The organism is Flavobacterium gossypii, from assembly GCF_014138495.1.
Taxonomy (GTDB): Bacteria; Bacteroidota; Bacteroidia; order Flavobacteriales; family Flavobacteriaceae; genus Flavobacterium; species Flavobacterium endophyticum.
On sequence record NZ_JACJIS010000002.1, the window covers coordinates 301,943 to 327,291 of the forward strand.

A 25,349-nucleotide genomic window follows, 5' to 3' on the forward strand; every position below is an offset into this window, starting at 1 on the left:
AAAATTGGTGGCTTTTAAAAATATTTTTGATAATCAGGTTATTATTGTTTAACCACTTTTAGTGTTTTCACTTGATTGCCTACATATACTTTTACCAAATAAGTACCGCTAGTCAAAGTCGACATATCGATTTGGCTTTCAGTAGCATTGACCTTTTTAGAAAGGACTTGCTGGCCAAGAAGATTGAATACGGCAATATCCGACATGTTTTCAGTATATGAAAGATTCAGTAAATTCCTCACAGGGTTTGGATAGGCTTTAAAGCTTGCATTGTCAAAAGAGTTAGTGCTTAATGAAGTATCATATGCTGAAATACCAAAAGTTCCAGTACCATCATTTGAATATTCGTAAACTCTCAAATACAATGTCGAACCTGGTGTCTGTCCAGTCAAAGTAACTAAAGAATAAGCTTCTGTTGCTGCTCCGTCGTCATCACAACCTACTTGGACTAATGAACCACAGGCTCCTGAATACACAGTAACTACAGTATCTAAAGGAGGCGCACTAGTACTAGAAGCTCCTGTTTCAATTGTCAAGTTACCGCTAGGAGGCACGACAACAGAGAACCATACGTCGCCACCAGAATATCCATTACATGTTGTAGGTACCGTTTCTGTAGAACTCGCAGTAGCACCCAAATTTGTTCCGTCAGTAACACTTCCGAAAGATCCAGTAGGAGTTATTGCTACAGCATTAGCGCAATTATCATTCACAGGAGGACAAGCTGCTTGAGTTTGAGCTGTACTTGTTACTACACAGCTTGCATCTTGATTATTTGTTACGGTAAGGACAACAGATGTTCCGTTAGCATAAGGTCCAAACTGAACATTTCCTGTAGCTGTTACTTGCTGAGATGGACTAGATTGATTGTCAGTAACTGTCACAGAAGTTGCAGATCCTAAGCTAGATATATTAGCATTTACAAAGAATCCTGGCGAAACAGCACAATTTGATGTTCTAGTAAATGCTACAGTTGGAGAAATACAAGTATTTACTGTAATATTCATCGTATAGGCAAAACTTTGCGGTGATGGCCAAGTTGAAAGAACAATATAGTATGTAGTACCAGCTGTTACAGAAAACTGATTGATTTCTCTATTTCCAGAACCGCTTCCAGCAGCACAAGCAACAGCTCCTGTTCCTATTGCGCTACAATCTGTATAAACGAAAACTGCAGACCAAGCTGGAGCATTCGGGATTCTGATATTGATCGACTGGTTTGCTGTTGGTGTATAAGCATACACAACATCATCACCATTCAAATAATAATTTGATGTACCGGCACAACCTGATTCGCCTCCATTAGGGAAATCATAATCATCACCATAAAGGTTGGTATTATCAGTAGTAGTGTATGGCAAGCCGGCAATAACAATTGGATTTTCACAAACCGCTCCAATTGGAGGCACTCCAACACAAATATTAAATGTTGTTGTAGCTCCTGTATTTGACGAATTACTAAAGACTCTTATATAATACGTGTTTCCTACAGTCAATCCTCCTACAGTACTCATGTCAGCATCACTAACATTCATACTGGTCAAACCACCGCCGCAAGTTCCTTCTAATAACTCATGAACAAGATCTGTTGGTGTTCCTCCCACATTTAGAAGCGAAATTCTATGTTCTGTTTGGGCTGCTACGAATTTAAACCAGACATCATCGTTAGGTGTTCCTACACCATGATCTCCCTCATTAGAATCTGTAGCAGAGGTTAAGTTTCCAGGTGTAACGATAGCACAATTCGCATCTGTATTTGCAGTAAGTAAAATAGCCCCTGAACATTCATCGTTAGCAGGAGGGGGTGGAAATGTACCTATACAGATATCAAAATCAGTCGTAGGGTTATTTGCAGAGCCATAACTAAATACTCTTACATAATACGTATTCCCAACTGTTAGGCCGCTTACTGTGCTTATATTAGGATCACTAATACTCCAGCTTATCAGACCTCCACCACAAGTTCCTTCTAGTACTTCATGAACTAAATCAGTTACATTTCCTGTTACGTTAGAAAGTTCTATTCTATGTGTAGTTCCTGTAGCGACAAACTTATACCATACGTCATCGTCTGGCGTACCAGTACCTCCGTTTGGCTCACCCGAATCCGTTGCAGATTCAAGAGTTCCTGATGTTTTTACAGTACACAATAAATTTGCATTTACGGTCAACGTTATAGCTCCTGAGCAACTGTCGTTAGCAGGGCTAGTTGTGAACGAAACTGTTCTCCATGGACTTTGAGAAGTAGCACAGATAGTTCTTAAATGAAAATAATGCGTTGTACCTGCAGGCAATCCGGTTGGAGACAAAGTAGTTGCTGTTGTCGGTGTTCCAGCTCCAGTTGGATCGCCACTTGTTGTATTTAAAACATATTCAAATCCTGTTACCCCCAAAGTAGGATCCCAAGCAAGAGTGGCACCACCAGCACCAACTCCTGAAACTGCAAGTCCGGTTGGAGCTCCACAAGCTATGGAACGTATTGTTGGAGAGCTGAAACAGAAGCCATAATTCCAATCACTAGTTGCAATATCATCATCGTAAAATATGCGGTATTTAAACCCTGTCAATTGTGCTGGCGTAAAAGTAGAAATATTAAGCCCCTCAGTTAGATAAGTTGTTTTTGTAATCGAACAAAAATTATCTGTCACTATTGTATTATTTCCAGGAATACTGCTTGTCCCCCAAGGAACCCACGCAGATGTCGCTGCATTCCAATATTCAAATCTTAAGACATCATTAGCCAAATAATAGTAGCCGTATTGCACCGTTATTTCTAATGTGGTTTCTCCTGCCGTAAAAGCAGGTGTCAAATCAATAACCGGAGATTCTGCTGCAATGCTATCATCGTGCGGATTTCCGGCATCGTCGTCGTCATACGCAAAACTTGCAGTTGTTCTTGGATCGGATTCAAAAGCGGCAGCAGCCGAATTGTAACTCCCAGTAATCGTCCAGGCTGGGTTTGGCCAGCCTGCCGATTGATTGAGCGTTTGCGAATTAACTTGCCAGCAAAGCATGACAAGCAATAAGTAAAGTTTCTTCATACTGTTTAATAGTTTAGTTAATACACTGCAATATAATTAATTATTTTAATATATTTTTAAGATTTAATAAATAAAACAAAAAGCCTCTAAATGACGCTTTTTTATATAAAAAACATTTTTACGCAGTGCCTACTTCCCTTTATTTACGGCATTTTATATAATTTTTGCCTTTTAAACTTTGCCATATCTGGATTGCTCGAATAACAAAAAATAGGTTCAAATATTTCGGATAAAGCAAAAAAAATCCCGACTACAAATGCAGTCGGGATTTTCTATTTTAAAAAGGTTATGTCAATTATTTTTTGATCACCTTAATTGTCTTAACTTGATTATCGACAGCCACTTTTACTAAATAAGTTCCGCCAGCTAAGTTTGACATATCAACAGAAGCATCGGTAGCTCCAATTGTTTTTGTAAGTACTTGTTGTCCTAATAAATTGAACACAGACACGTTTGAAATTTCTTGTGTGTATGACAAGTTCAATACATCTACAACAGGGTTAGGATAAGCTCTGAAGTCTGTATCATCAAATGAAGGAGCACTTAATGAAGCATCGTAAGCAGAAATTTTAAAGGTTCCGAACGTATCGTTGCCATATTCCCAAACACTTGCATACAATACTTCTCCAGGAGTTCTTCCGCTTAAAACAATTTTAGAGAAATTCCCGTCAGTACTATCATCATCATCACATTCAACTAAAGTCAAAGCAGCGCAAGTTCCACTATACACAGCTAAACCAGTATCTGCAATCACGCCTCCAGTATTGCTATTTGTTTCGATAGTTATACTTCCTGAAGCCGGAACAGTAATTTGGTACCAAACATCACCGCCTGAAAAACTAGCACAGCCAGGAGCAGGAGGATTTGAATTTGTTGCTGATACGTTTGTTCCAATAACTGGATTCGTTGCGAACAATTCACCTGGAGTCAATACCACAGCACTAGCACAGTTATCATTAGCAGGTGGCGGAGCTGGTGTTCCAACACAAACTGTAAACGATGTTGTTGTAGTCAAAGCATAAGAATAAATTCTAAAGAAATAGGTATTTCCAACTGTCAGACCTGTTAAGTTTACTGGCGAGTTTGGAGAATCTTGGCAAATTATTGAAGTCCCTCCACAAGAATCAAATACTTGTGTAACGATATCAGCAGTACCACTTCCTGTTACATTTGCAGTTATGATGCTGTGAGCTGTTCCAGTGGCAACAAATTTATACCAAACATCATCATCTGGGTTACCAAAACAAGTACCTACACTTTGGCTTTGTGTTGCGCCAACTGTAGTTCCACTAACTGGTGATGTACAAGTTAGAGTAGCACCCGGAGTTAACAATACTGCATTAGCACAGTCATCATTTGCAGGTGGCGCAGGCGGAGTTCCAACACATAAAGTGAAAGCAGAAGTCGCAATTGGACTTGCTGAACTTGTAAAAACTCTAGCATAATAAAGCGTACCAACTGTCAAGTTTGCAAAGTTTTGAACATTTCCTTCTTGACAAGATCCTGTTACTTCAACAAGAGCTCCTGGAGTTCCAGTGTATAATGCAGTTGCCATTACAGCACCAGTTGCAGTTCCAGTAAATGTAAATCTAGCACGAACATCAGTTGCAGTAAATGTATACCACACATCGTCATTAAATCCAGTAGCATTACAAGCCGGAGCTGGCACAGCCGAAGCGGTTGCAGAAATCGTAGTTCCTGCTTGTGTCGCCGTACATGTTAAAGCTGGGTTAACCGTCAAGTTAACTGCTCCTGTAGGCTCATTATTTGCTGGAGCAGCAGCAGCAGCTGAACTACCGATACAAACGTCGAAAGTAGTTGAAGCATCAGTTGCTGTTCCATAACTAAAGATTCTTACATAGTAAGTTGTACCAGGCGTTAATCCTGTATATGTAGAACTATTAGGGTCGCTAACATTCAAGCTTACTAAACCATTGCAAGTTCCAACCATAAGCTCGTGTACCAAATCTGTCGGAGTTCCGCCAACATTTGACAAAGCGATAGTATGTGATCCTGTAGTCGCTACGAAAGAGTACCATACGTCATCATTTGGAAGACCTGCTCCATTATCTGGCACACCAGAATCTGTAGCAGACTGTAAAGTACCTGAAGTTTTTACGCCGCAAGCCAAATCAGCATTAACTGTCAAAGCAATAGCTCCGCTACAGTTATCATTTGCTGGAGGTCCAGGGAAAGTACCAACGCAAAGGTCAAAAGTTGTAGTGTTTGTCATTGCTGCGGCAGCAACACTGAAAACTCTTATATAATATGTACTTCCAGGAATTAATCCAGTTACTGTGCTTGTATTAGGATCGCTGACAATCATAGATCCTAAACCTCCACCACAATTCCCTTCCAATACTTCATGTACTATATCGGTTGGTGTTCCTGCAACATTTGAGATAGCAATTCTATGAGATGTAGCTGTTGCAATAAATTTATACCAAACATCATCATCAGGAACACCAGCTCCATTGTCACCTTCACCTGAATTTGTAGCGGATTGCAAAGTACCTGAAGTTTTTACGCCACAAGCTAAATCAGCATTTACTGTCAATGTAACTGCCGCGAAACAATCATCATTTGCAGGAGCTGGAGGGAAAGTTCCAACACAAAGGTCAAATGTTGTTGTAGCTCCAGTTGCAGCTGCAAGACTAAATACTCTTACATAATAAGTATTTCCTGGTGTTAGACCCGTTACAGTACTTGTATTTGGATCGCTAATGTTTAGGCTAAACAAACCACCACCGCAAGTTCCTTCCAATACTTCATGTACTAAATCTGTAGGAGTTCCTGCAACATTAGAAATTGTAAATTGGTGCGCTGTTGCTGTAGCAACAAACTTATACCAAACATCATCATTAGGCACACCTGCACCGTTATCACCTTCACCAGAATCTGTAGCTCCCAATAAAGTACCTGAAGTTTTAACACCACACAATAAATTAGGATTTACAGTCAAGACAACAGCATTTGTACAATCGTCATTGGCTGGTGGGTTTGGAAGTGTTTTAAAGCTTTTTGTCGTCCAAAGACTGAACTCTGAACCGCAATTATTTCTAACGTGGAAATAATAAGTAGTATTTCCATTTAAAGAAGCAGCATTATATGGCGCTGCAGCAATCGTAGTCCCTGCACCTGTAGGGCTAGTTGCCACTTGGTCAAGAACATATTCATATCCTGTAGAGCCTGTAACAGCATCCCAAGTAATAGTTGCTGCTGCATTTGTTATGCCAGAAGCCACTACGTTAACAGGAGCTTCACAGCTTGGAATAGCTTCAACCAAGAAGTTATCTACATAAAAATTATAATCAGGAGTATCATCAAGAGGCCCATCTGTTGCATAAAAAGCAAACTTAGTAGTAGGACTCACGTAAGTAGCAAGATTTGCAGTATATAAAGTTCCTAGATTTGAAGGAGAGTTAGTAGAATCCCAAGTATTCAGTATGGTCCAAGTTGTTCCATTATCTTGAGATACCAAGAAAACAACTTTATCATCTGATACAATTTCTGCTGGTCCTGAACCTGTAAAGGCTGTTACACCAACATCAAATTTCACTCTATATCCTCCAGCACTCATGTTAATTGGAGGAGAGATTAACCATCCTTTTCTGTTAAGGCTATATAAGTTAACTCTAGCAGCGCCAGTAGTTCCATTATTTAAGAATCCGTCTGCTACCCAGATACCCGCTGCAGTACCAATCGGTCCTGTTGTAGGATCCCCATCGCCAGCTGTAGTCCAGCATGTCGGAACGAATGTCGTAAAATCTTGAAGGTACGAAGGAACATTTGTACCACATGCTGTCGTAAATGTAGTTGCAACCCATGTACTCTTGTCGCCAGTTCCGCAGTTTGATCTTACCCAAACATAATGTTGCGTAGCTGAAGGCAATCCTGTAAAGCTTTTAGTAGTAACACCTGCAAGTACAGAACCTGTTGGTGTTGCCGAAGGTAACGGCGTAGTAGCAGAAGTACTCAAATAGTACTCATAACCTTCTGCAGGAGCTACCGTAGGAGCAGTCCAGTTTATAGTGGCTCCGCTTGTTGTAACAGCAGTTGAGCTCAAGGCTGTCGGCACATTACATGAAACATTGTAATCAAAACCAATAAGCGGTCTTCTATAATCAGAAGATCCTAAACTTGCTGGCAATGTACCCGAAGTATTGTTAGAATATTTCGTGGTATTTGAATTACCCGTATTAATACATGGGCTTTGGAATTCATAACTCCATGTAATTGTCGTACTTGCCGTTGAATTTGTATATTCCATCAAAACGGCTAGGTTTTGCGCCCCTGTGTATGTAAAGTTATTGGTAAAAACAAAACTTTTCCAGCCAGCAGACGAACCACTAGCTGTAGCAGGGTTAGAATCATAAACCAAAGTAGCTCCGGTGATAGCTGTCGCCCAATCTAATGCTCCAGTTCCCCAGTCTGTGCTGGAAGTTTCTTTCAAATAGATTTTGAAATTCGGAGTCCCAGCCATAGTTCCAGTACCAGTAACTCTCTCAAAATAGGCAGAGTTAAGAACCTGACCCGCAATTCCAGTCAATTGAGAAGCTGGATAGATTACGGCAGTACGGTTCGTGGAATTCACCGCAGACGTACTGTTCATGGGCCCATAAGTATTGGACCCGAGATCTAGACATGATGCTACCGACCAGACCTGTCCATAGGACAGAAAGCCGACAAATAGCATCAGCAATAACGTAATTTTTTTCATAAAAAAGTATAAATTGATTAACAGACCGCTAAAATACTAATTTTAATAAACTAAAAAGTTAAAATTGGAAAGTTAGACATAAAAAGCAGGAATTTAAACATAACGTTAAGCCTATATTATGCAAAAAGCCCGCATCTACGCGGGCTTAACATTTTCTTCCTTACTTATTAGAAAGTTATAAACAGCTATAAAACTATGATTTTATGCTATCAATACCTACCATTTCGTTTGCATCTGCTGCATAATCAACTCCTTGTACTTCGAAGCCGAAAAGGTGATAGAAATCTTTTCTATATCCTTCCAAATCTCCAATCTCAGCAAGGTTTTCTGTTGTAGCTTTTGTCCATAGTGCAGCTACTTTTTCTTGGATATCATCACGCATTTCCCAATCGTCAATTCGGATTCTTCCTTTTTCATCAGTCGGGATTTCTCCTCCTGAGTACAATCTTTCTTGGTATAATCTTTGAATTTGCTCGATAGTTCCTTCATGTACGCCTTCTTCTTTCATTACTTTGTAAAGCAACGAAATGTATAACGGAATAACAGGAATAGCGGAGCTTGCTTGCGTAACCAAAGCTTTGTTTACAGAAACATAGGCTTTTCCTCCAATATCTTTCAGGCTGTCTGTAATCGAGAATGCTGTCGCTTCTAGATGGTCTTTTGCGCGCCCGATGGTTCCTTTTCTGTATACGGCTTCTGTCAACGATGGCCCGATATAAGAATAGGCAACTGTCATCGCTCCTGGAGCCAAAACATTTGCTTTTTTCAAGGCATCAATCCACATAGACCAATCTTCGCCACCCATTACGGCAACTGTATTTTCAATATCGTCTTCTTTGCTTGGCTCTATTGAAATTTCTGAAACTTTTCCTGTATGGAAATCTACTGTCTTATTTGAAAAGGTATTCCCTATTGGCTTTAAAACCGAACGGTGCGTGATTCCTGTAACCGGATTAGTTCTTACCGGTGAAGCTAGACTGTAGATTACCAAGTCTACTTGGCCTAAATCTGCTTTTATCAAATCTATAGTTTGGTCTTTCACTTCATTCGAAAAAGCGTCTCCATTTATGCTTTTTGCATAAAGACCCGCTTTGTGCGCTTCTGCTTCAAAAGCAGCCGAATTGTACCAGCCTGGAGAAGCTGTTTTTCCTTCTAATGGCGGTTTTTCAAAGAAAATTCCAATAGTAGCAGCATCAGAACCAAAGGCGCTCGTAATCCTAGAAGCCAAACCAAATCCTGTAGAAGCACCAATCACTAGGACTTTTTTGGCGCCTTCAATTTTTCCTTTTGACTTTACGTATTCAATCTGATTTTTAACATTTTGCTCGGCACCTTTTGGATGTGCAGTCAAGCAAATAAATCCTCTCATTCTTGGTTCTATGATCATAAAATGGTATTTATATATTCGATTAAAAATTATAAAACTAGCGTTCCGCAATGGCAAATATACCTTTGTTTTTTTAGTTCAGCAAGGCCTTGGCGTGATTTATGGCGGAGTCGGAAATGTCTTTTCCCGAAAGCATTTGCGCAATCTCGACAATCCTTTCTTCGCTTGAAAGCAGTTTAAGTTCGGATTGCGTCTGCTCCCCTACTGTCGACTTGAATACTTTGAAATGCGAGTTGCCTTTGGCGGCAATCTGTGGCAAATGCGTAATCGCAAAGACTTGCATCGTCTTGCTCATTTCTTTCATGATTTCTCCCATCTTATGGGCTATTTCTCCTGAAACGCCGGTATCAATTTCATCAAAAATAATGGTCGGCAGTTTCTGATACTGTGCCAAAATTGATTTTACGGCCAGCATAATTCTAGACAGTTCTCCGCCTGAAGCTGTTTTTTTCAACAAGCCAAAGTCAGAACCTTTATTTGCGGCAAACAAAAATTGTAGATTGTCTTTTCCGTTGGCATGATAACTTTCTGATAAAGTAGCTTCAATCTGGAAACGAACGTTGGGCATTCCTAAAAGCTCTAAAATAGCAATCAGTTTTTCGGTAAGCACCGGAATTGCTTTTTGTCTTTTTTCGTTTATAGTTTTAGCGATAGCATCCAATTGAGCTTCGCTTTCCGTAATTTCTTTTTCTGTTGTTTCGATTTCTGCTTGCAGGCTATCTACAGAAATAACTTTTTCATCAAGGCTGTTCTGGATTTCCAGCAATTCGTCAATTGTCTTGACTTGGTGTTTTTGCTGCAGGTTGTAAATGGTCTGCAGTTTTTGATTGACCAAATCTAATTGTTCTGGATCATTCATCAAAGATTCAGCAATTTGGTTCAATTCGGAAACAATATCGTCAAATTCGATGGAAACACTAGTTACTCTTTCAGACAACGAGTTATAATCTGGTGAAAAGGCGGCAATTTTTTGAAGGGCTGCTTTTATTTCTTTCAGGTTATGAAGTACGCCGAACTGTTCTTCTTCTGCGATTGAAAGCGAACGATCTAGATTTTCCTTGATCAATTCGACATTGTTCAACTGTTCAAAAGTACTTTCTAGCTCTTCTTGTTCGCCTGACTTTAATTTAGCAGCAAGCAATTCTTCTAAAAGAAAAGAATTATAATCTTGTTCTTTTGAAGCATCTTGCAGCTTAGATTTCAGCGCAGACAGATTACTTTTTAGATTTTTGTATTTTTTTAATAGCGCTTTATATTCAGCTATTTCTTTTGCATTTCCGGCAATGGAATCAATAATATCGAACTGGAAGTTCTCTTCGGAAAGTTCTTGTGTCTGATGTTGCGAATGGATATCGATCAGAAATTCGCCCAACTCTTGAAGTTCTTGAAGGTTTACAGGACTGTCATTGACAAAGGCTCTTGATTTTCCGGACGGAAGTATTTCTCTCCTGATAATGGTTTGCTTTTCAAAATCCAGATCATTGGCTTCAAAAAAGGGTTCGAGATTGTAGCGTGCTATTTCAAATTGCGCTTCGATGACGCATTTTTCTTCTTTATTTTTTAGGGAGCTCAAGTCCGCTCTTTTTCCCAAAACTAAGCCTAAAGCACCTAATAAGATCGATTTTCCGGCTCCTGTCTCTCCTGTAATGATAGAGAAATTCTCAGAAAAGTCAATATCAAGCTTTTCGATAAGGGCAAAATTCTTTATGGATAGTGATGTCAGCAATGCCTTTAAATTTAGAGATGATGTTAAAAATTTGCACCGTTGCCCTAGCCCAGATAGAAGTGGAAATCCTTTTTAGCAAAAGGTACCTTTGCTAAAAAGATTGGAACGGATAGCTGGTTAAAGCTTCAAAAAATTAAAATCGGATTCCGCCCCACTTGCTTGAATTTAGAGGAGAAATCCTGTTGAGGTTTTCAACTAAATCTGCTATCCCTATGGAAGGCCCACCTGTATAAATCGAAACAATTTCATCTGATTTTGCATCAAAAAATACGCGGGTCAGTAATGCATTTGGTCGAAGCTCATAAATTTGAGCTAGTGTTTTTATAGAATTTTTGATATTTTCTTTTCCTTTTTTTAGGTCGTCACTCATCACGTCAATTCCGGTTGAATGGTATTGGTAAAGCGCTTCTCTGTAAGGAGCAAATGTATTGGACATCAGGTCGTTGATCAAAAAGTATCTTGAGATATTACCGTCTGATTGGTTCCATCCTTTTGAGCCACCTTGTTGTGCCAAGATTGCTACATTTTGTGCCAGTTCGAAATACGGAGTACCGCCTTTTGGCGAAAAAGAATCCGCATCCAGCCCCATGATGATATAGCTGTAAAAAGCAATAACCGACACTAAGTTAGAATCATAGCTGTTTGGATTGAAAATAAGATTTTCAAACTCTACATATCTGAAATTAAAGTCTTTGTCGTTAAAGTTGAAAATCGGAGAAGAATACGTAGAATTAAATGCAGGACGCGATGACTGCACCTGAATAGATGCCGAAAATTGGTCTGAACTATAGGCCGAAACGTTGATAAACATAGTCGATTCGATACGTTCGTTTTCTCCAAAAGTTTGGTTTGTCCATCTTGTCTTGTTTACAAATTCGGTCAAGGAACGCTCCAGAGTTTTAAAAATCTGCGTATTGGCATTCGTAATCCTGTCGAAATTTATTTTTACGGTACAGTTCAATTCTTGAGCCTGAACAGATCCGGCAACGAGCAACAAAAGAAATAATATCTTACGCATAAAAATGTTGTATTACTTTATTTAAAATATCTTCAGCCACGGCTTCTTTTGATTTAAGAGGCATCGGCTCGATGTTGAAATTCTTGTCTATAAAGGTAACTTTATTTGTCGATTTTCCAAAACCAGCTCCTTCATCCTGCAATGAATTGAGAACAATCAAATCTAGGTTTTTTTTCTGGATTTTCTGCTTCGCATTTTCAATTTCATTTTCTGTTTCTAAAGCAAATCCTACCAGAAATTGTTTTTTCTTCAGCTTTCCTAAAGAAGCGAGAATATCTTGTGTTTTTTCTAGCTCGATTGTAAAAGCATCTTCTGTCTTTTTTATTTTTTGTGATGCAGGAAATTTAGGCCTATAATCCGCAACTGCCGCTGCCGCTATGGCGGCATCAACAGCATCAAAATAATCATGCGAAACATCATACATCTGCTGTGCCGAAGTCACGCTGATCTGCTGAATCTTGGAACTTTTAGGCTTCAAGTGCGTCGGTCCTGAAATCAAAATGACTTCTGCTCCTAAGCTGGCTGCTTGTTCTGCAATATCAAATCCCATCTTTCCAGAGGAATGATTGCCAATAAAACGCACGGGGTCTATGGCTTCGTATGTAGGTCCGGCAGTAATTAGTATTTTTTTTCCTTTTAAAGGCAATTTGCTTTCGAGATCAGCTTTAAGAAAGGCAATAATATTTTCAGGTTCAGCCATTCTTCCTTCGCCTGAAAGTCCGCTGGCCAATTCGCCTGACTCGGCAGGAATAATTGTATTCCCAAATTGTTCTAATAATCTGAAACTCGCTAAAGTTGAAGGATGCTTATACATATCCAAGTCCATTGCAGGCGCAAAATAAACCGGGCATTTAGCAGAAAGGTAAGTCGCAATCAAAAGGTTATCACAGACACCATTAGCCATCTTAGATAACGTATTTGCCGTAGCGGGAGCAATAAGCATCAAATCGGCCCAAAGACCTAATTCGACATGATTGTTCCAGACAGCATTTTCGTCCTCTTCGTTGTAAAAAGTAGAATGTACCGGATTTTTAGAAAGCGTGGAAAGCGTGAGCGGTGTCACAAAATCCTTAGAAGCAGGCGTCATGACCACTTGGACATCGGCGCCTGCTTTTATGAATAATCTTACTAGCGAAGCTGTTTTATATGCGGCAATCCCACCGGAAACTCCCAGCACTATTTTTTTACCACTTAAAACAGACATCGTAATTATTTAGTAGTATCTCTGTAATAGATTTTATCTTCTAGCCATTCCTGTACCGCTAAAGCGTGAGGTTTTGGCAATTTTTCGTAGAATTTTGAAACTTCAATTTGCTCTTTGTTTTCAAAAATTTCTTCTAAGCTGTCATTATAGGTAGCAAACTCTTCTAATTTCTCTGTCAATTCTTTTTTGATCTCAGAGTTAATTTGATTTGCTCTTTTAGCCATAATCGTAATCGCTTCATACACATTACCTGTCGGTTCCTCAATCACACTCTTATTGTAAGTAATTGTGTTTACTGGAGCATTAGTCTTTTTTAAATCCATGACTTTTATTTAATTAGAAAATTGTTGTAATTCTTTTTCGATTCTTGCAAGCTTTTCATCGACTTCTTTTTTGTATTGTGTCGACTCATTAAATTTTATCAGATTGGCATACGAAGCTTTCGCTAAGTTCAATCGTTCTTGCTTTTTGCTTTCTACACTGTTGATGGCCAAAATATAAGCCGAATCAAATCGGTAATATAGAGCATCTTCTTTGAAAGGCGTTCCTGGATAGTCTGCAATAAAATTGTCTAACGCTTTTATAGCTGCAGAATAATCACGTGTATAACCGCCAATCGTATGGTATTGTTTTGCATTTTCAAAAGCTTTTTTCTCTAACTTCTCTCTTAATGTCTTTACGATCTCGTTTGCTCTTGGCAGGTATTCAGAATTTGGATACAGGTTGATAAACGCTTGTAACTTATCAATTGCTTTATCCGTATCCGTTTGATCTAAAGTATATCTCGGAGATAGTTTTGAATAGCTTTCAGCACTCAAGAAAGCAGCTTCTTCGGCCTTTTCGCTTTTTGGGTAGCTTGATGTAAAGCTTTCAAACTGATAGCCGGCAAGATAATGCTGTTTTGTCTTATAATACGACTGCGCAAACATATAGAACATTTTTTCTGCCGCAGGTTTTCCTCTGTAAGAAGGCGCAATCTGCTCAAAAAGTCGAATTGCTTTTGTATATTTTCCAGCGTCATACATTTTTGAAGCGATGTCATATTTTACAGCGATATCCTCTGATTTTAAGGCTTTTTGATAAGGACTGCAAGAACCAAGGGCTATTGCGATTAAAAGTATGTAAAATATTCTGTTCATTTTCAAGATTGTATTTACTGATTTCAAGCTTTTTGAGGCTGTATAAAAATCAACCGCAAATTTAGTTATTAATTATAGATTAAAAAAACATTTTTTTAAGGCTCCAAAAAGACTTAAAAATAAAAAAGATGCCAAATAAAATGACACCTTTCTAACGATTAAATTCTGTATTTATTTTCCAGTCGCAATCGGACTCGTAAAGTTTTTCATTTCGTTATCAAAAAGATACAAACCTCCTTTGTCGTCACCGATCAAATTGATTTTATCTAGGATATATCTAGCGTTTGCTTCTTCCTCTATCTGCTCGGCAACATACCATTGCAAGAAATTGTGAGTCGCATAGTCTCTTTCGTCTAAAGCAATACCAACCAAGTCATTGATGCTTTCCGAAACTTTAATTTCATGCTGCAATAATTGCTTGAAAAGCACTTTATAGCTTGACAAATCAAGTACAGGCTCAACAGTAGCAGATATTTTAGCCTGGCCGCCTCTTTGGTTGATGTATTTTACCAATTTCAGCATGTGCATTCTTTCTTCTTCCGACTGCGCAAACATAAAAGTTGATATTCCTTCAAAACCTTGAACTTCAGCCCAAGAAGCCATCGCAAGATAAATCTGAGAAGAATCTCCTTCTACTTTTATTTGTTTGTTTAGCGCGTCTTGTATGGTTTGTGACAACATAATCTTTATTTTTTGAAACTAATTTACTGTTTTTTTAACAAACTGGTCAATTCTGCCTGCTAAATCTTCGTTAACATTAACTAATGGCAAACGTACTGTATTTTCTGACAATCCCAAAGATTTAAAGATTTCTTTAACACCAGCTGGGTTTCCTTGCTCAAAAATCATGTCGATAGAATCGGCAAGTTGGTAATGCAACTGGTAAGCCTCGTCTACTTTTCTTTCCAATCCCAAACGCACCATTTCTGAAAATTGCTTTGGAAAACCTTCTGCAATTACTGAAATCACTCCTGCTCCACCGGCCAAAACCATCGGTAGTGTTACCATATCATCGCCAGAAATTACCAAGAAATCTTTTGGCTTGTCCTGAATCAATTTCATAGCCTGAACGATATCTCCCGCAGCTTCTTTAATTCCCACGACATTTTTGAAATCATTCGCCAAGCGAAGTACCGTCGACGGCAAGACATTGCTAGCTGTTCTTCCCGGAACATTGTACAAGATTACCGGAAGCGGCGAAGCTTCTGCAATCGCTTTAAAATGCTGATAAATACCTTCTTGCGTAGGCTTGTTATAGTAAGGCGAAACAGAAAGAACTGCTGAAAATCCTGTAAAATCTCTTGTTTTTAATTCTTCTACAACTTCTGCAGTATTATTGCCGCCAACACCCAAAACCAATGGCAATCTTCCGTTGTTGGTTTCGATTACGGTTTTTATGACCAATTCTTTTTCTTCTTTCTTTAATGTAGCCGGCTCGCCTGTCGTTCCTAAAACAACAAGGTAGTTGATTCCGTTATCGATCTGATAATTTACGATTCTTTTTAAGGCCTCGACATCAACAGAAAAATCTTTTTTGAATGGTGTGACAAGCGCAACGCCTGTTCCAATAAGTGACTGCATAATTATATTTTATTTAGTATTTTTAGATATTTGAATAATTCAGAAACAAAAACCTTATAATTTTCGGCATTGGTATTGATCATAAAATGATTCAATCTTTTGTCGATGGTTGAAAATCCCACTTTAAAATTCGCTTTCGACTTGAAAGTCGTAATCATCAAGGGCGCTTTCTCAGTATCGTAATAGCTGATGAGCATATCAAATTCCTTCTCGGCAAAGTCCCTTACATTCTTATTTTCCAGCGTTCCTTTCCAGCTCAAATCCTTGTGGCTGAAACTCGGATAATTAATAACTTCTTTTTTCTTGAAACGGTCTTTATAAAGCAAAATTTGTATGTCTTCTCTCTTGATTCCGTTAGCCAAAAGCTCTTCTATCAAATTGACTTTGTCTTCAAAATAGGTCTTATCAATGAGCAGTCCGACTGTTTTTATCGTTTCGGTCGAAGGGTTTCCCTTTACATGCAGGGAACTATTTTTTAATGTTCTTTTTGCAGAAAAATTCTTGAAAAATTTTAAAAACATAGTACTTTTACTTGTGATTACAAATTTAATTAAATAAGCCGTATTTCAGATGCTAAAACTAAAAAACTATAACGCCGCTGCAAGACAATTTGTTTTAATTCTAACATTATTTCTTGCACTTTCTTGCTCGAATCAAAAAGCGTATGTTTCTAAAATCGAAGGAAAGCAAATCGGCGTCACCAATACGAATCCGGAAACTCCTGCTATCGAGGAATTTATAAAGCCTTATCGCGAAAATATCGACAAAGACATGAATCAGGTTTTGGCGTATGCACCAGAAACTTTAGACAAGAGCAAAGGTGAATGGCAGACCAGTATTGGAAGCCTTCAGGCCGATATAACGCTTGCCGCAGCCAATAAAATTTTTCAAAAACGCGAAAACAAATCTGTCGACATCTGCTTGTTGAACCATGGCGGCATCCGAAGCATGATTTCAAAAGGAAATGTAACGACACGTACCGCCTTTGAATTAATGCCTTTTGAAAACGAATTGGTAGTGGTTGCCCTAAAAGGCGAGCAGATTGTAGAAATGGTCAATTATCTGATTGCTGAGAAAAAACCGCATCCGCTTTCGGGAATGGAAATTATCTTGAACAAAGATGCTTCTGCTTACAAAAGCATTACGGTACAAGGAAAACCTTTAGATCTGAACAAAACCTATTACGTAGCTACGAATGATTATCTGTACAACGGCGGCGACAGCATGAATTTCTTTAAAAAAGGAACCGTAACTTCTTTAGATTACAAACTTCGAAACGTCTGGGTCGATTATTTCAAAGAAACCGACACCATTCCTGTTTTGACGAACAAGAGAATTATTGTTGAGTAGTTCCCAATTCTAAAGAAGCCAAAAAGACACAAAAATGAAAAGAAGAGATTTTATACAAAAAACAGTAGCCGGTTCCGCATTATTGACCGTTGGCGGATTGTCATTGAGCAGTTTTGCGCCGATTGATAAAAAACACATTACCATTCTGCACACGAATGACGTGCACAGCCATATCGATCCGTTTCCGGCAACAGACGCCAAAAACCCGAACATGGGCGGTGTTTCGAGAAGAGCCAGCTTGATTGAAAGCATCCGTAAAGAAAATCCAAACGTTTTGCTTTTAGATGCTGGCGATATTTTCCAGGGAACGCCTTACTTTAACTATTATGGAGGCGAATTGGAATTCAAGCTCATGAGCATGCTGAAGTATGACTTGGCCACTATGGGAAACCATGATTTCGACAATGGAATCGACGGTTTTTATTCGCAATTGCACAATGCCAAATTTGACTTCGTCAGCGCTAATTATGATTTTAAAAATACGGTATTGGACGGAATCGTCAAGCCCTATAAGATTTTTGTGAAAGACGGCATCAAGATTGGCGTTTTTGGATTGGGCGTTGAATTGGACGGTTTAGTGGATAAGAAAAACTACAAAGAAACTGTTTATAACGACCCAATTTCCGTATCGCAAGAAATGACGCGAATCTTAAAAACGCAGGAAAAATGCGACCTGATTATTTGCCTTTCTCACATCGGATACGCTTACAAAAACGACCCGAACAAAGTTTCTGATTTAAAATTAGCCGCCGCTACAAGAGATATCGATTTGATTATCGGCGGGCATACGCATACTTTCCTTGACAAGCCGACCATCGTAAAAAACCTTGACGGAATTGATACTTTAGTAAACCAAGTAGGCTGCTACGGAATCAACCTTGGACGTATTGATTTTTATTTTGATACGGACAAAAACAAATCGCATTCCGGAAGGACTATAGTAGTCTAACTGCAAACAATATCCAAAATAAAAAAGGCTCGTGATATACGTGCCTTTTTTATTAGTTACTTTCAATATTACTGCAACATTGCGATAAAATCATCTTCCGAAATTATCGGTACGTTTAGTTTATTTGCTTTTTCCAGTTTTGCTGGTCCCATATTATCGCCTGCGACTACATAATCGGTCTTGGCAGAAATAGAACTCCCTACTTTTCCGCCGTTATCTTCTATGGATTTCTTTAGGTCATCGCGAGAGAATTTCTCAAATACTCCCGAAACCACGAAGGTCTTGCCTGCTAGTTTATCAGTCGCATCTGGATTAAAGACTGTTTTTGCTTCCAATTGTACGCCGTAATCTTTTAATCTCTGGATGATTATCTGGTTCTCTGGATTTTCAAAGAATTCCACAACGCTTTGCGCAATTCGTTCTCCGATTTCATCTACCAGTATCAAGTCCATTAAGCTGGCGTTGCCTAAATTGTCGATTGTCTGGTAATGCTTGGCAAGTTTTTTTGCTACGGTCTCTCCTACATAACGGATTCCCAGTGCAAATAAGACTCTTTCAAACGGAACTTCTTTGGATTTCTCGATTCCATTGACCAAGTTTTCTGCCGATTTCTGCGCCATTCTTTCTAACGGAATTACTTGATCTACCGTAAGGTCATACAAATCGGCATAATTCTGCACAAGGTGATTGTTAAACAGCAAAGCAACTGTCTCTCCTCCCAATCCTTCAATATCCATTGCCTTTCGGGAAATATAGTGCTGGATTCGTCCGATAATCTGCGGCGGACAGCCATAAAAGTTCGGACAATAATGCTGGGCTTCGCCTTCCTTTCGGATTAGCTCGGTCTGACATTCTGGACAATTGGTAATGTAAACTGTCGGCAGCAGCTCTAAAGAACGCTTGGTAAAGTCTACGCCGATAATCTTTGGGATAATCTCGCCTCCTTTTTCTACAAAAACTTCATCGCCAACGCGAATATCGAGTTTTTCAATCTGGTCAGCATTATGCAAAGAAGCCCGTTTTACAATCGTACCCGCCAATTGTACCGGTTCTAGATTCGCTACCGGCGTAATCGCTCCTGTGCGTCCTACCTGATACGAAATAGAATTTAATTTGGTTGAAACTTGTTCTGCTTTGAATTTATAAGCAATCGCCCAACGCGGCGCTTTTGAAGTATAGCCCAATTCATCTTGATAGTGGAGATTGTTTACCTTCACTACCACGCCGTCTGTTTCATACGGCAGTTCATGACGATGGATATTCCAGTGATCGATAAATTCGAAAATCTCATCCACATTTTTTACCAATTTGGCTTCTTTGGGTACTTTAAACCCGAAGCTTCTTGCTTTTTCAAGGCTTTCAAAATGTGTCGCAAATTTGACATCATTGCCAATAAAAGTATACAATAAGCAATCCAATGGACGTTTGGCTACTTCTGTACTGTCTTGCAGCTTCAAGCTGCCTGACGCCGTATTTCTAGGATTGGAATAAGGAGTTTCGCCTATTTCAATCAACTCCTGGTTCATCTTGGCAAAACCTTCCAATGGCAGGATAATCTCTCCGCGTATTTCAAAACTGTCTGGAAAATCTCCTTTCAGCTGCAACGGAACGGATTTGATGGTCTTGATGTTGTTCGTTACTTCATCGCCTTGAAAACCGTCGCCTCGCGTTACCGCACGTTTTAGCTTTCCGTGTTCGTAAGTCATGGAAATAGAAGCGCCGTCGTATTTTAGCTCGCAGGTATATTCTAAAGGCACATCCCCTAAAATCTTCTGGATTCTTTTTTCCCAATCCAATACATCTTCTTTGGAATAGGAATTGTCTAAGGAATACATCCTGTTTTTATGGGTAATTGTTGCGAAGTTCTTGGTAATCATCCCGCCCACTCGCTGCGTCGGGGAATTTTCATCAAAAAACTCAGGATGCTTGCCTTCAAGATCTTGCAACTCTTTTAGCTTTTGGTCGAAATCATAATCGGATATCGTGGGCGTATCCAAAACATAGTAATTATGATTGTGCAGGTTGAGCTCTTCGCGTAATGATTGGATGGTATTCTGAATGTCCATAAAAAAGAAATTGGCTAGTTTAGTTTTCTGAAAACAGAGCACTAAAATAACCAATTTCTACTAAATATTTGTATTTATGAAGCCTGAATTATGCCATTAATTTGCAGGTATAATTGGCCGTCGCTCAAGATAGCGCCTTGCTGGATCAGGTTGAAGATCGAACTGTTTCTTTCTTCTTCATAGTCCTTTTGGCCTAGCTTGATTTCTACGGTTTCGGTAAACATATTGTCGCTCAGCCACTGCAAACCTTCTCTAGTCATAAAATCGACTTCTTGTACCAATGATTTCAAAACGATAGACTTCACCACTTTTTCTTGGCAGTGAAAAAGAAAGATATAATTTTTAGAAAAGTGCTCTAAGTAGTGTGCTCCTGTCAGTACGCCTTCCCAGATCAGGTCTGAAAACACATCTAGTTCTTGTTCGGCTACCTCAGGCTTTTCTGCCTTGATCGTATCCCATTCTTTTTTATCGATTGATTGCGTAGCCAAGAAATTGGCAAATTCTTGATGAAGCGCTTCGAATTGCTCTTTTGTTAGTCTTCTGTATTTCATTATGTATGCTTTAAAGCTGTAAGCAATAGGCTTTAGGCTCTAAGCATTCACTGCGTAATGCTTATAGCTTTCTGCTTAAAGCTATTTTAATTTAAAAAAAAATCCCGACTTGCATCGGGACTTTTGTATTTCAGTACTTGAAAATATTATTTTTCAGCTACGATTTCGTAAGGCAACTCAACGATAACATCTCTGTGTAATCTAACACTAGCAGTATATTTACCAGTACGTTTAACGATTCCAGAAGTGATGTATTTTCTGTCGATTGATTGACCTTGTTTCTCTAAAGCTTCAGCGATATCGATGTTAGTGATAGAACCGAAAAGTTTCTCACCACCTGCTTTAGCAGCAATTTTGATTTCAAGAGCTTTTAGTGCTTCAGCCAATTTCTTAGCATCGTCAACAATTTTAGCTTCTTTATGAGCTTTTTGCTTTAGGTTTTCAGCTAATACTTTTTTAGCAGAAGGAGTTGCCATTTGAGCAAAACCTTGTGGGATCAAAAAGTTACGACCGTATCCGTTTTTCACAGTTACTACATCGTCTTTAAAGCCTAAATTTTGTACGTCTTTTTTTAATATAAGTTCCATGTTGTTGTCCTTATTAAGAGAAGTTAGGTTCCGTTTGACGAGAAACCAACAACTTTGTTTTTATTATTTTAGTAAATCGGCCACGTATGGCATTAAAGCTAAATGTCTTGCTCTTTTCACAGCTACAGACACTTTTCTTTGGTATTTCAATGAAGTTCCAGTTAAACGACGTGGAAGAATCTTCCCTTGTTCGTTAACGAATTTCAATAAGAAATCTGCATCTTTATAATCGATATATTTGATTCCAGATTTTTTGAAACGACAATACTTTTTAGTTTTGTTAGTTTCTATGTTCAAAGGCGTTAGATATCTGATATCTCCGTCTTTTTTTCCTTTTGCTGATTGTTCGATCGTTGACATAATAATTACGCTTTAGCTGCTTTTAATTTTGCTCTTCTTCTTTCTGCCCAAGAAATTGCATGTTTATCAAGACTTACAGTCAAGAAACGCATAACTCTTTCGTCACGTCTGAATTCAGTTTCGAAAGCGATTAATACTTCAGGAGCTACTTTGAACTCAAATAAATGGTAAAAACCACTTTTTTTGTGTTGGATTTCGTACGCCATTTTTTTTAGGCCCCAATCCTCTTTTGATACCATCTCTGCTCCTCTGGAAGTAAGAAAATCTTCGAATTTGCTTACTGTTTCCTTTACCTGTACTTCAGATAAAACGGGATTCAAGATGAAAACAGTCTCATAATGATTCATAATAATATATTTTATTTGTTATAAAATTGGGTGCAAAAGTAACCATTTATTTTTAATCTGCAAGCGAAAAATGACTATATTCGACGAAGTACAAAAAAACGGGCAAAAGATTGTTTTTTTATAAAAAAATTATCCTACATTTATCGTACCCAATCTATAAATTCCGATTATTATGAAATTGAATTGTGTCGTAGTGGATGACAGTGCCATTCAGAGAATGACGGTAACCAAGCTGGTTGCCAATCATCCGAACCTGAATTTGGTGGGCGATTTTTCAAATGCCATAGAAACAAAGAATTGTCTTACCAATAAAGAGGTAGACCTTATTTTTCTCGATATCGAAATGCCCGTCATTAACGGTTTTGATTTGCTTGACGGTTTAAAAGTAAAACCGCAGATTATCTTTATTACTTCTAAAGCAGAATATGCCGTGAAGGCGTTCGATTATGATGCTACTGATTATCTCCAAAAGCCTATTTCGCCACAGCGCTTTAATGCTGCCGTAAAAAGAGCCATGGACTTATATTTGTTGCGTAAAGAAAATATCGACGAAGACAGCGAGCATATCTTTATCAAGAGCAATCTTAAGAAACTGAAGATCTTTACGTCAAAAATCAAATGGATCGAGGCGTATGGCGACTATGTAAAGGTGGTTACCGAAGACGAGAACCATCTGGTATTGTCGACCATGAAGTCTTTTGAGAACGATTTGTCTAAAGAGCGTTTTATACGCGTGCACAAGTCCTTTATTATCAATATTGATAAGGTAGACAAATTCAACAGCAAGTTTGCAGAGATCGGCGTGACTAAAATCCCATTGAGCAGAAACAAAAAAGAAGACTTGGTGAAAGCCTTAGCTTCGGCCTAATAAAAATCGACATTAACGGCCGTCTTTATCGGCCTGTATTGCGGTACCGCTTCAAAACTATTCAGCATTTTCTGGATAGTTTTTTTTATGCCTCCCAACGGCTGGTTTTGCGGAATCTTGATCATGATCGTGCGGATGTATTCGTTTCGTATGCGACTTATGGCGGGTTCTTCCGGACCCAAAACAGGCATGTCCAGATTTTGGCTCATGACTTGGTACAGCCACATGGCTCCTTCTTTCAGCTTGTCGAAATCACGGTGCTTGAGCGTAATCTTGATCAGCCTATAATAAGGAGGGTATTTAAAGATGTGCCGGTCGTACAATTGCTCCTTATACATGCCGATATAATCGTTGTTGGTAACCTGCTGGATGGTATTGTGGTTCGGATTGTAGGTCTGGATGACGACCTTGCCTCTTTTTTCGGAGCGTCCTGCCCTGCCCGATACCTGTGTCATCATCTGGTAGCTTCTTTCGAAGGCACGAAAATCGGGATGGTAGAGCATATTGTCCGCATTCATGATTCCGACTAAGGACACATTGTCGAAGTCCAATCCTTTTGCTAACATCTGGGTTCCGACCAAGATATCTATTTCGCGGTTCTTGAAGCTATCGATGATCTTTTCGTAGCCGTATTTGCCGCGGGTGGTGTCTTGGTCCATGCGTCCGGTTTTCTTTTCCGGAAACAACGAAGCGAGTTCCATCTCAATCTGTTCGGTTCCGAAACCTTTGGTTGTCAGGTCTACGCTGGAGCAGTTGTGGCAGTTGGTCGGCTTGGCCATAGAGTAGCCGCAATAATGGCAACGGAGCTGGTTTTTGTTTTTATGATACGTCAGGCTGACGTCGCATTGGGGACATTCGGGCACGTGGCCGCAGGTGATGCATTCCAATACAGGCGAATAGCCGCGTCGGTTTTGGAATAGGATAATCTGCTCTCCCAAAGCCAAGGCTTCTGCCATGTTTTCTAAAAGGGTATCGCTAAAATGGCCTTTCATCCTTTTGCGGAAGTATTTGTCTTTGAGGTCTACCAGCTCGATTTCGGGCATCATGACGTTGCCAAAGCGTTCGGTAATTTCTACAAGGCCGTATTTGTTGCTTGCCGCATTAAAATAGGTTTCCAGGCTTGGCGTGGCAGAACCTAAAAGCACTTTTGATTGGTGGGAATTCGCTAAAACAATAGCCGCATCGCGGGCATGGTATCTTGGAGCGGGATCGTATTGCTTGAACGTCTGCTCGTGTTCTTCGTCTATAACAATAAGTCCTAACTCTTGGAACGGCAGAAAGAGTGCCGACCTCGCTCCTATCACGATCTTGGCTTTTGGCGAATTTTCTAGCACTTGCCTCCAGACTTCTACGCGTTCATTGTTGGTGTATTTGGAATGGAAGACGGCTACTTGGTTTCCGAAATAAGACGTAAGCCTGCCGACCAATTGGGTCGTAAGGGCAATTTCGGGCAGGAGATAAAGTACTTGCTTTCCGGCTGCCAGATAGTCTTCGATAAGCTGTATGTAAATTTCGGTCTTGCCGCTGGAGGTCACGCCATGCAGCAGGCATACGTCTTTTTCGGTAAAGGCGGCGGCGATTCCGTCAAAGGCTTGCTGCTGGGCAGTACTTAGCTGCAGGTTCTTTTCTTTTTGGTTTTTATCGAAAGAAACGCGGTCTTCTTGCAGGTGGTATTCTTCAAAAATGTTTTTGTCTACCAATGCTTTTACGACAGTGGACGAGACTTTTGAATTTTCGACCAATTGCTTTACGGAAATGGGCTTCTTCTGCGAAGCATTGAGCTGAAAATAACTGAGCAGGATGTCTTTTTGCTTCTTGGCGTTTTTCAGATTGTCTAAAAGCGCTACCAGATTCTCTTCGGCGGCATAGTCTTGGTGCAGGCGGATGTAGCGCGTGAGCTTTGGCCTGTAGAGTTCTATGACTTCTTCTTGGAGTACCAAGATATTGCGGTCGATCAGTTTTTGGATAATGGGAAAAACGTTCTTCTTGCCTACGATAGCGATGATGTCTTGTACTTTGAGCGAGCTTTGGTGCTGCAAGGCATCGTAAATCAGGAATTCTTCGTCGGTAAGCTGCAGCTCGTCGACTACGGCATCTTGCTTTTGCGAAATGATAGTTTCGCTTTCGAGCAGAAAGGCCGACGGCATAGCACCGCGGTATACATCGCCGATGGCACACATATAATAGGAGGCGATCCATTGCCAATGGGCAATCTGGATTTCGGTCACAAGAGGCGACTCGTCTAATATCTGGTGGATTTCTTTGGCTTCGTAGAGCGTGGGCTCGTTTTGATGGAGCTCGATTGCCAGCGCCGTATAGATCTTGCTTTTGCCGAAAGGCACTGCAATACGCATTCCTTTTTTGATGTAGTTGTATTCTGCTTCTGAAACTTTATAGGTAAAAGTTTTGGACAGTGACAGGGGAAGAATGACTTCTACAAAATACATTTAAAGGC

Annotated in this window: 20 protein-coding genes; 3 read left to right on the top strand and 17 right to left on the bottom strand. The window is 39.5% G+C overall.

The genetic code is table 11. The annotated features are described in order from the left end of the window. Positions 1-41: 41 nt before the first annotated feature. The 11 genes from GGR22_RS11305 to GGR22_RS11355 form a co-directional block, all read right to left on the bottom strand. Positions 42-3,041: a T9SS type A sorting domain-containing protein gene (locus GGR22_RS11305; protein WP_182493753.1), complete on the bottom strand. Its 3,000-nt coding sequence runs from the start codon at positions 3,039-3,041 to the stop codon at positions 42-44. Positions 3,042-3,336: 295 nt separating this feature from the next. Then, on the bottom strand, positions 3,337-7,761 hold the full coding sequence (locus GGR22_RS11310) for a T9SS type A sorting domain-containing protein (protein ID WP_182493754.1): 4,425 nt from the start codon (positions 7,759-7,761) through the stop codon (positions 3,337-3,339). A gap of 193 nt (positions 7,762-7,954) precedes the next feature. Then, complete coding sequence (gene fabV, locus GGR22_RS11315; RefSeq protein ID WP_182493755.1) at positions 7,955-9,148, bottom strand: enoyl-ACP reductase FabV; 1,194 nt, start codon at positions 9,146-9,148, stop codon at positions 7,955-7,957. 73 nt (positions 9,149-9,221) lie between these two features. Continuing rightward, the gene (gene recN, locus GGR22_RS11320; protein WP_182493756.1) at positions 9,222-10,874 is read right to left on the bottom strand and encodes a DNA repair protein RecN; all 1,653 of its coding nucleotides are present in this window, start codon (positions 10,872-10,874) and stop codon (positions 9,222-9,224) included. A gap of 133 nt (positions 10,875-11,007) precedes the next feature. After that, entirely contained in the window at positions 11,008-11,892 is an 885-nt protein-coding gene (gene porD / locus GGR22_RS11325) for a type IX secretion system protein PorD (RefSeq protein ID WP_121376548.1), read from the bottom strand. Then, positions 11,885-13,096, bottom strand: coding sequence for a bifunctional phosphopantothenoylcysteine decarboxylase/phosphopantothenate--cysteine ligase CoaBC (gene coaBC, locus GGR22_RS11330; RefSeq protein WP_182493757.1), 1,212 nt, complete (start codon positions 13,094-13,096; stop codon positions 11,885-11,887). The genes porD and coaBC overlap by 8 nt, the downstream gene beginning before the upstream one ends. Positions 13,097-13,101: 5 nt before the next feature. Further along, positions 13,102-13,419, bottom strand: a complete 318-nt coding sequence (locus tag GGR22_RS11335) for a DNA-directed RNA polymerase subunit omega (RefSeq protein WP_121376550.1) — start codon at positions 13,417-13,419, stop codon at positions 13,102-13,104. 9 nt (positions 13,420-13,428) lie between these two features. After that, a complete protein-coding gene (locus tag GGR22_RS11340; protein WP_121376634.1) occupies positions 13,429-14,235 on the bottom strand; it encodes an outer membrane protein assembly factor BamD in 807 nt (268 codons plus the stop codon). 171 nt (positions 14,236-14,406) lie between these two features. Continuing rightward, the gene (locus tag GGR22_RS11345) at positions 14,407-14,916 is read right to left on the bottom strand and encodes a ferritin (protein WP_121376551.1); all 510 of its coding nucleotides are present in this window, start codon (positions 14,914-14,916) and stop codon (positions 14,407-14,409) included. 18 nt (positions 14,917-14,934) lie between these two features. Next, positions 14,935-15,816, bottom strand: a complete 882-nt coding sequence (gene dapA, locus GGR22_RS11350) for a 4-hydroxy-tetrahydrodipicolinate synthase (RefSeq protein WP_121376552.1) — start codon at positions 15,814-15,816, stop codon at positions 14,935-14,937. A 2-nt stretch (positions 15,817-15,818) separates the two neighbouring features. Next, positions 15,819-16,337 (bottom strand): DUF6913 domain-containing protein, encoded by a 519-nt coding sequence (locus GGR22_RS11355; RefSeq protein ID WP_121376553.1) that lies wholly within the window; start codon positions 16,335-16,337, stop codon positions 15,819-15,821. Positions 16,338-16,386: 49 nt separating this feature from the next. On the opposite strand from GGR22_RS11355, the gene GGR22_RS11360 reads away from it, so the two are divergent. After that, entirely contained in the window at positions 16,387-17,166 is a 780-nt protein-coding gene (locus GGR22_RS11360; protein WP_182493758.1) for a 5'-nucleotidase C-terminal domain-containing protein, read from the top strand. Between the two features lie 34 nt (positions 17,167-17,200). Next, positions 17,201-18,115 (top strand): bifunctional metallophosphatase/5'-nucleotidase, encoded by a 915-nt coding sequence (locus GGR22_RS11365; RefSeq protein WP_182493759.1) that lies wholly within the window; start codon positions 17,201-17,203, stop codon positions 18,113-18,115. 68 nt (positions 18,116-18,183) lie between these two features. On the opposite strand, the gene ligA is transcribed toward GGR22_RS11365, so the two are convergent. The 5 genes from ligA to rpsF form a co-directional block, all read right to left on the bottom strand. Then, positions 18,184-20,181, bottom strand: a complete 1,998-nt coding sequence (gene ligA, locus GGR22_RS11370) for an NAD-dependent DNA ligase LigA (protein ID WP_182493760.1) — start codon at positions 20,179-20,181, stop codon at positions 18,184-18,186. A gap of 74 nt (positions 20,182-20,255) precedes the next feature. Then, complete coding sequence (locus GGR22_RS11375) at positions 20,256-20,732, bottom strand: DUF6495 family protein (protein WP_121376635.1); 477 nt, start codon at positions 20,730-20,732, stop codon at positions 20,256-20,258. A gap of 146 nt (positions 20,733-20,878) precedes the next feature. Further along, positions 20,879-21,319 (bottom strand): 50S ribosomal protein L9, encoded by a 441-nt coding sequence (gene rplI, locus GGR22_RS11380; protein ID WP_121376557.1) that lies wholly within the window; start codon positions 21,317-21,319, stop codon positions 20,879-20,881. A 63-nt stretch (positions 21,320-21,382) separates the two neighbouring features. Then, positions 21,383-21,679 (bottom strand): 30S ribosomal protein S18, encoded by a 297-nt coding sequence (gene rpsR / locus GGR22_RS11385; RefSeq protein ID WP_002987043.1) that lies wholly within the window; start codon positions 21,677-21,679, stop codon positions 21,383-21,385. Between the two features lie 5 nt (positions 21,680-21,684). Further along, complete coding sequence (gene rpsF / locus GGR22_RS11390; RefSeq protein WP_121376558.1) at positions 21,685-22,026, bottom strand: 30S ribosomal protein S6; 342 nt, start codon at positions 22,024-22,026, stop codon at positions 21,685-21,687. A 172-nt stretch (positions 22,027-22,198) separates the two neighbouring features. Here rpsF and GGR22_RS11395 point away from each other — a divergent pair, with 172 nt between their 5' ends. Beyond that, positions 22,199-22,894, top strand: coding sequence for a LytR/AlgR family response regulator transcription factor (locus GGR22_RS11395; protein WP_056065783.1), 696 nt, complete (start codon positions 22,199-22,201; stop codon positions 22,892-22,894). Here the strand turns inward: GGR22_RS11395 and priA are convergent. Continuing rightward, complete coding sequence (gene priA / locus GGR22_RS11400) at positions 22,891-25,341, bottom strand: replication restart helicase PriA (protein WP_182493761.1); 2,451 nt, start codon at positions 25,339-25,341, stop codon at positions 22,891-22,893. The two genes, GGR22_RS11395 and priA, sit on opposite strands and share 4 nt — an antisense overlap. Between the last annotated feature and the right edge of the window lie 8 nt (positions 25,342-25,349).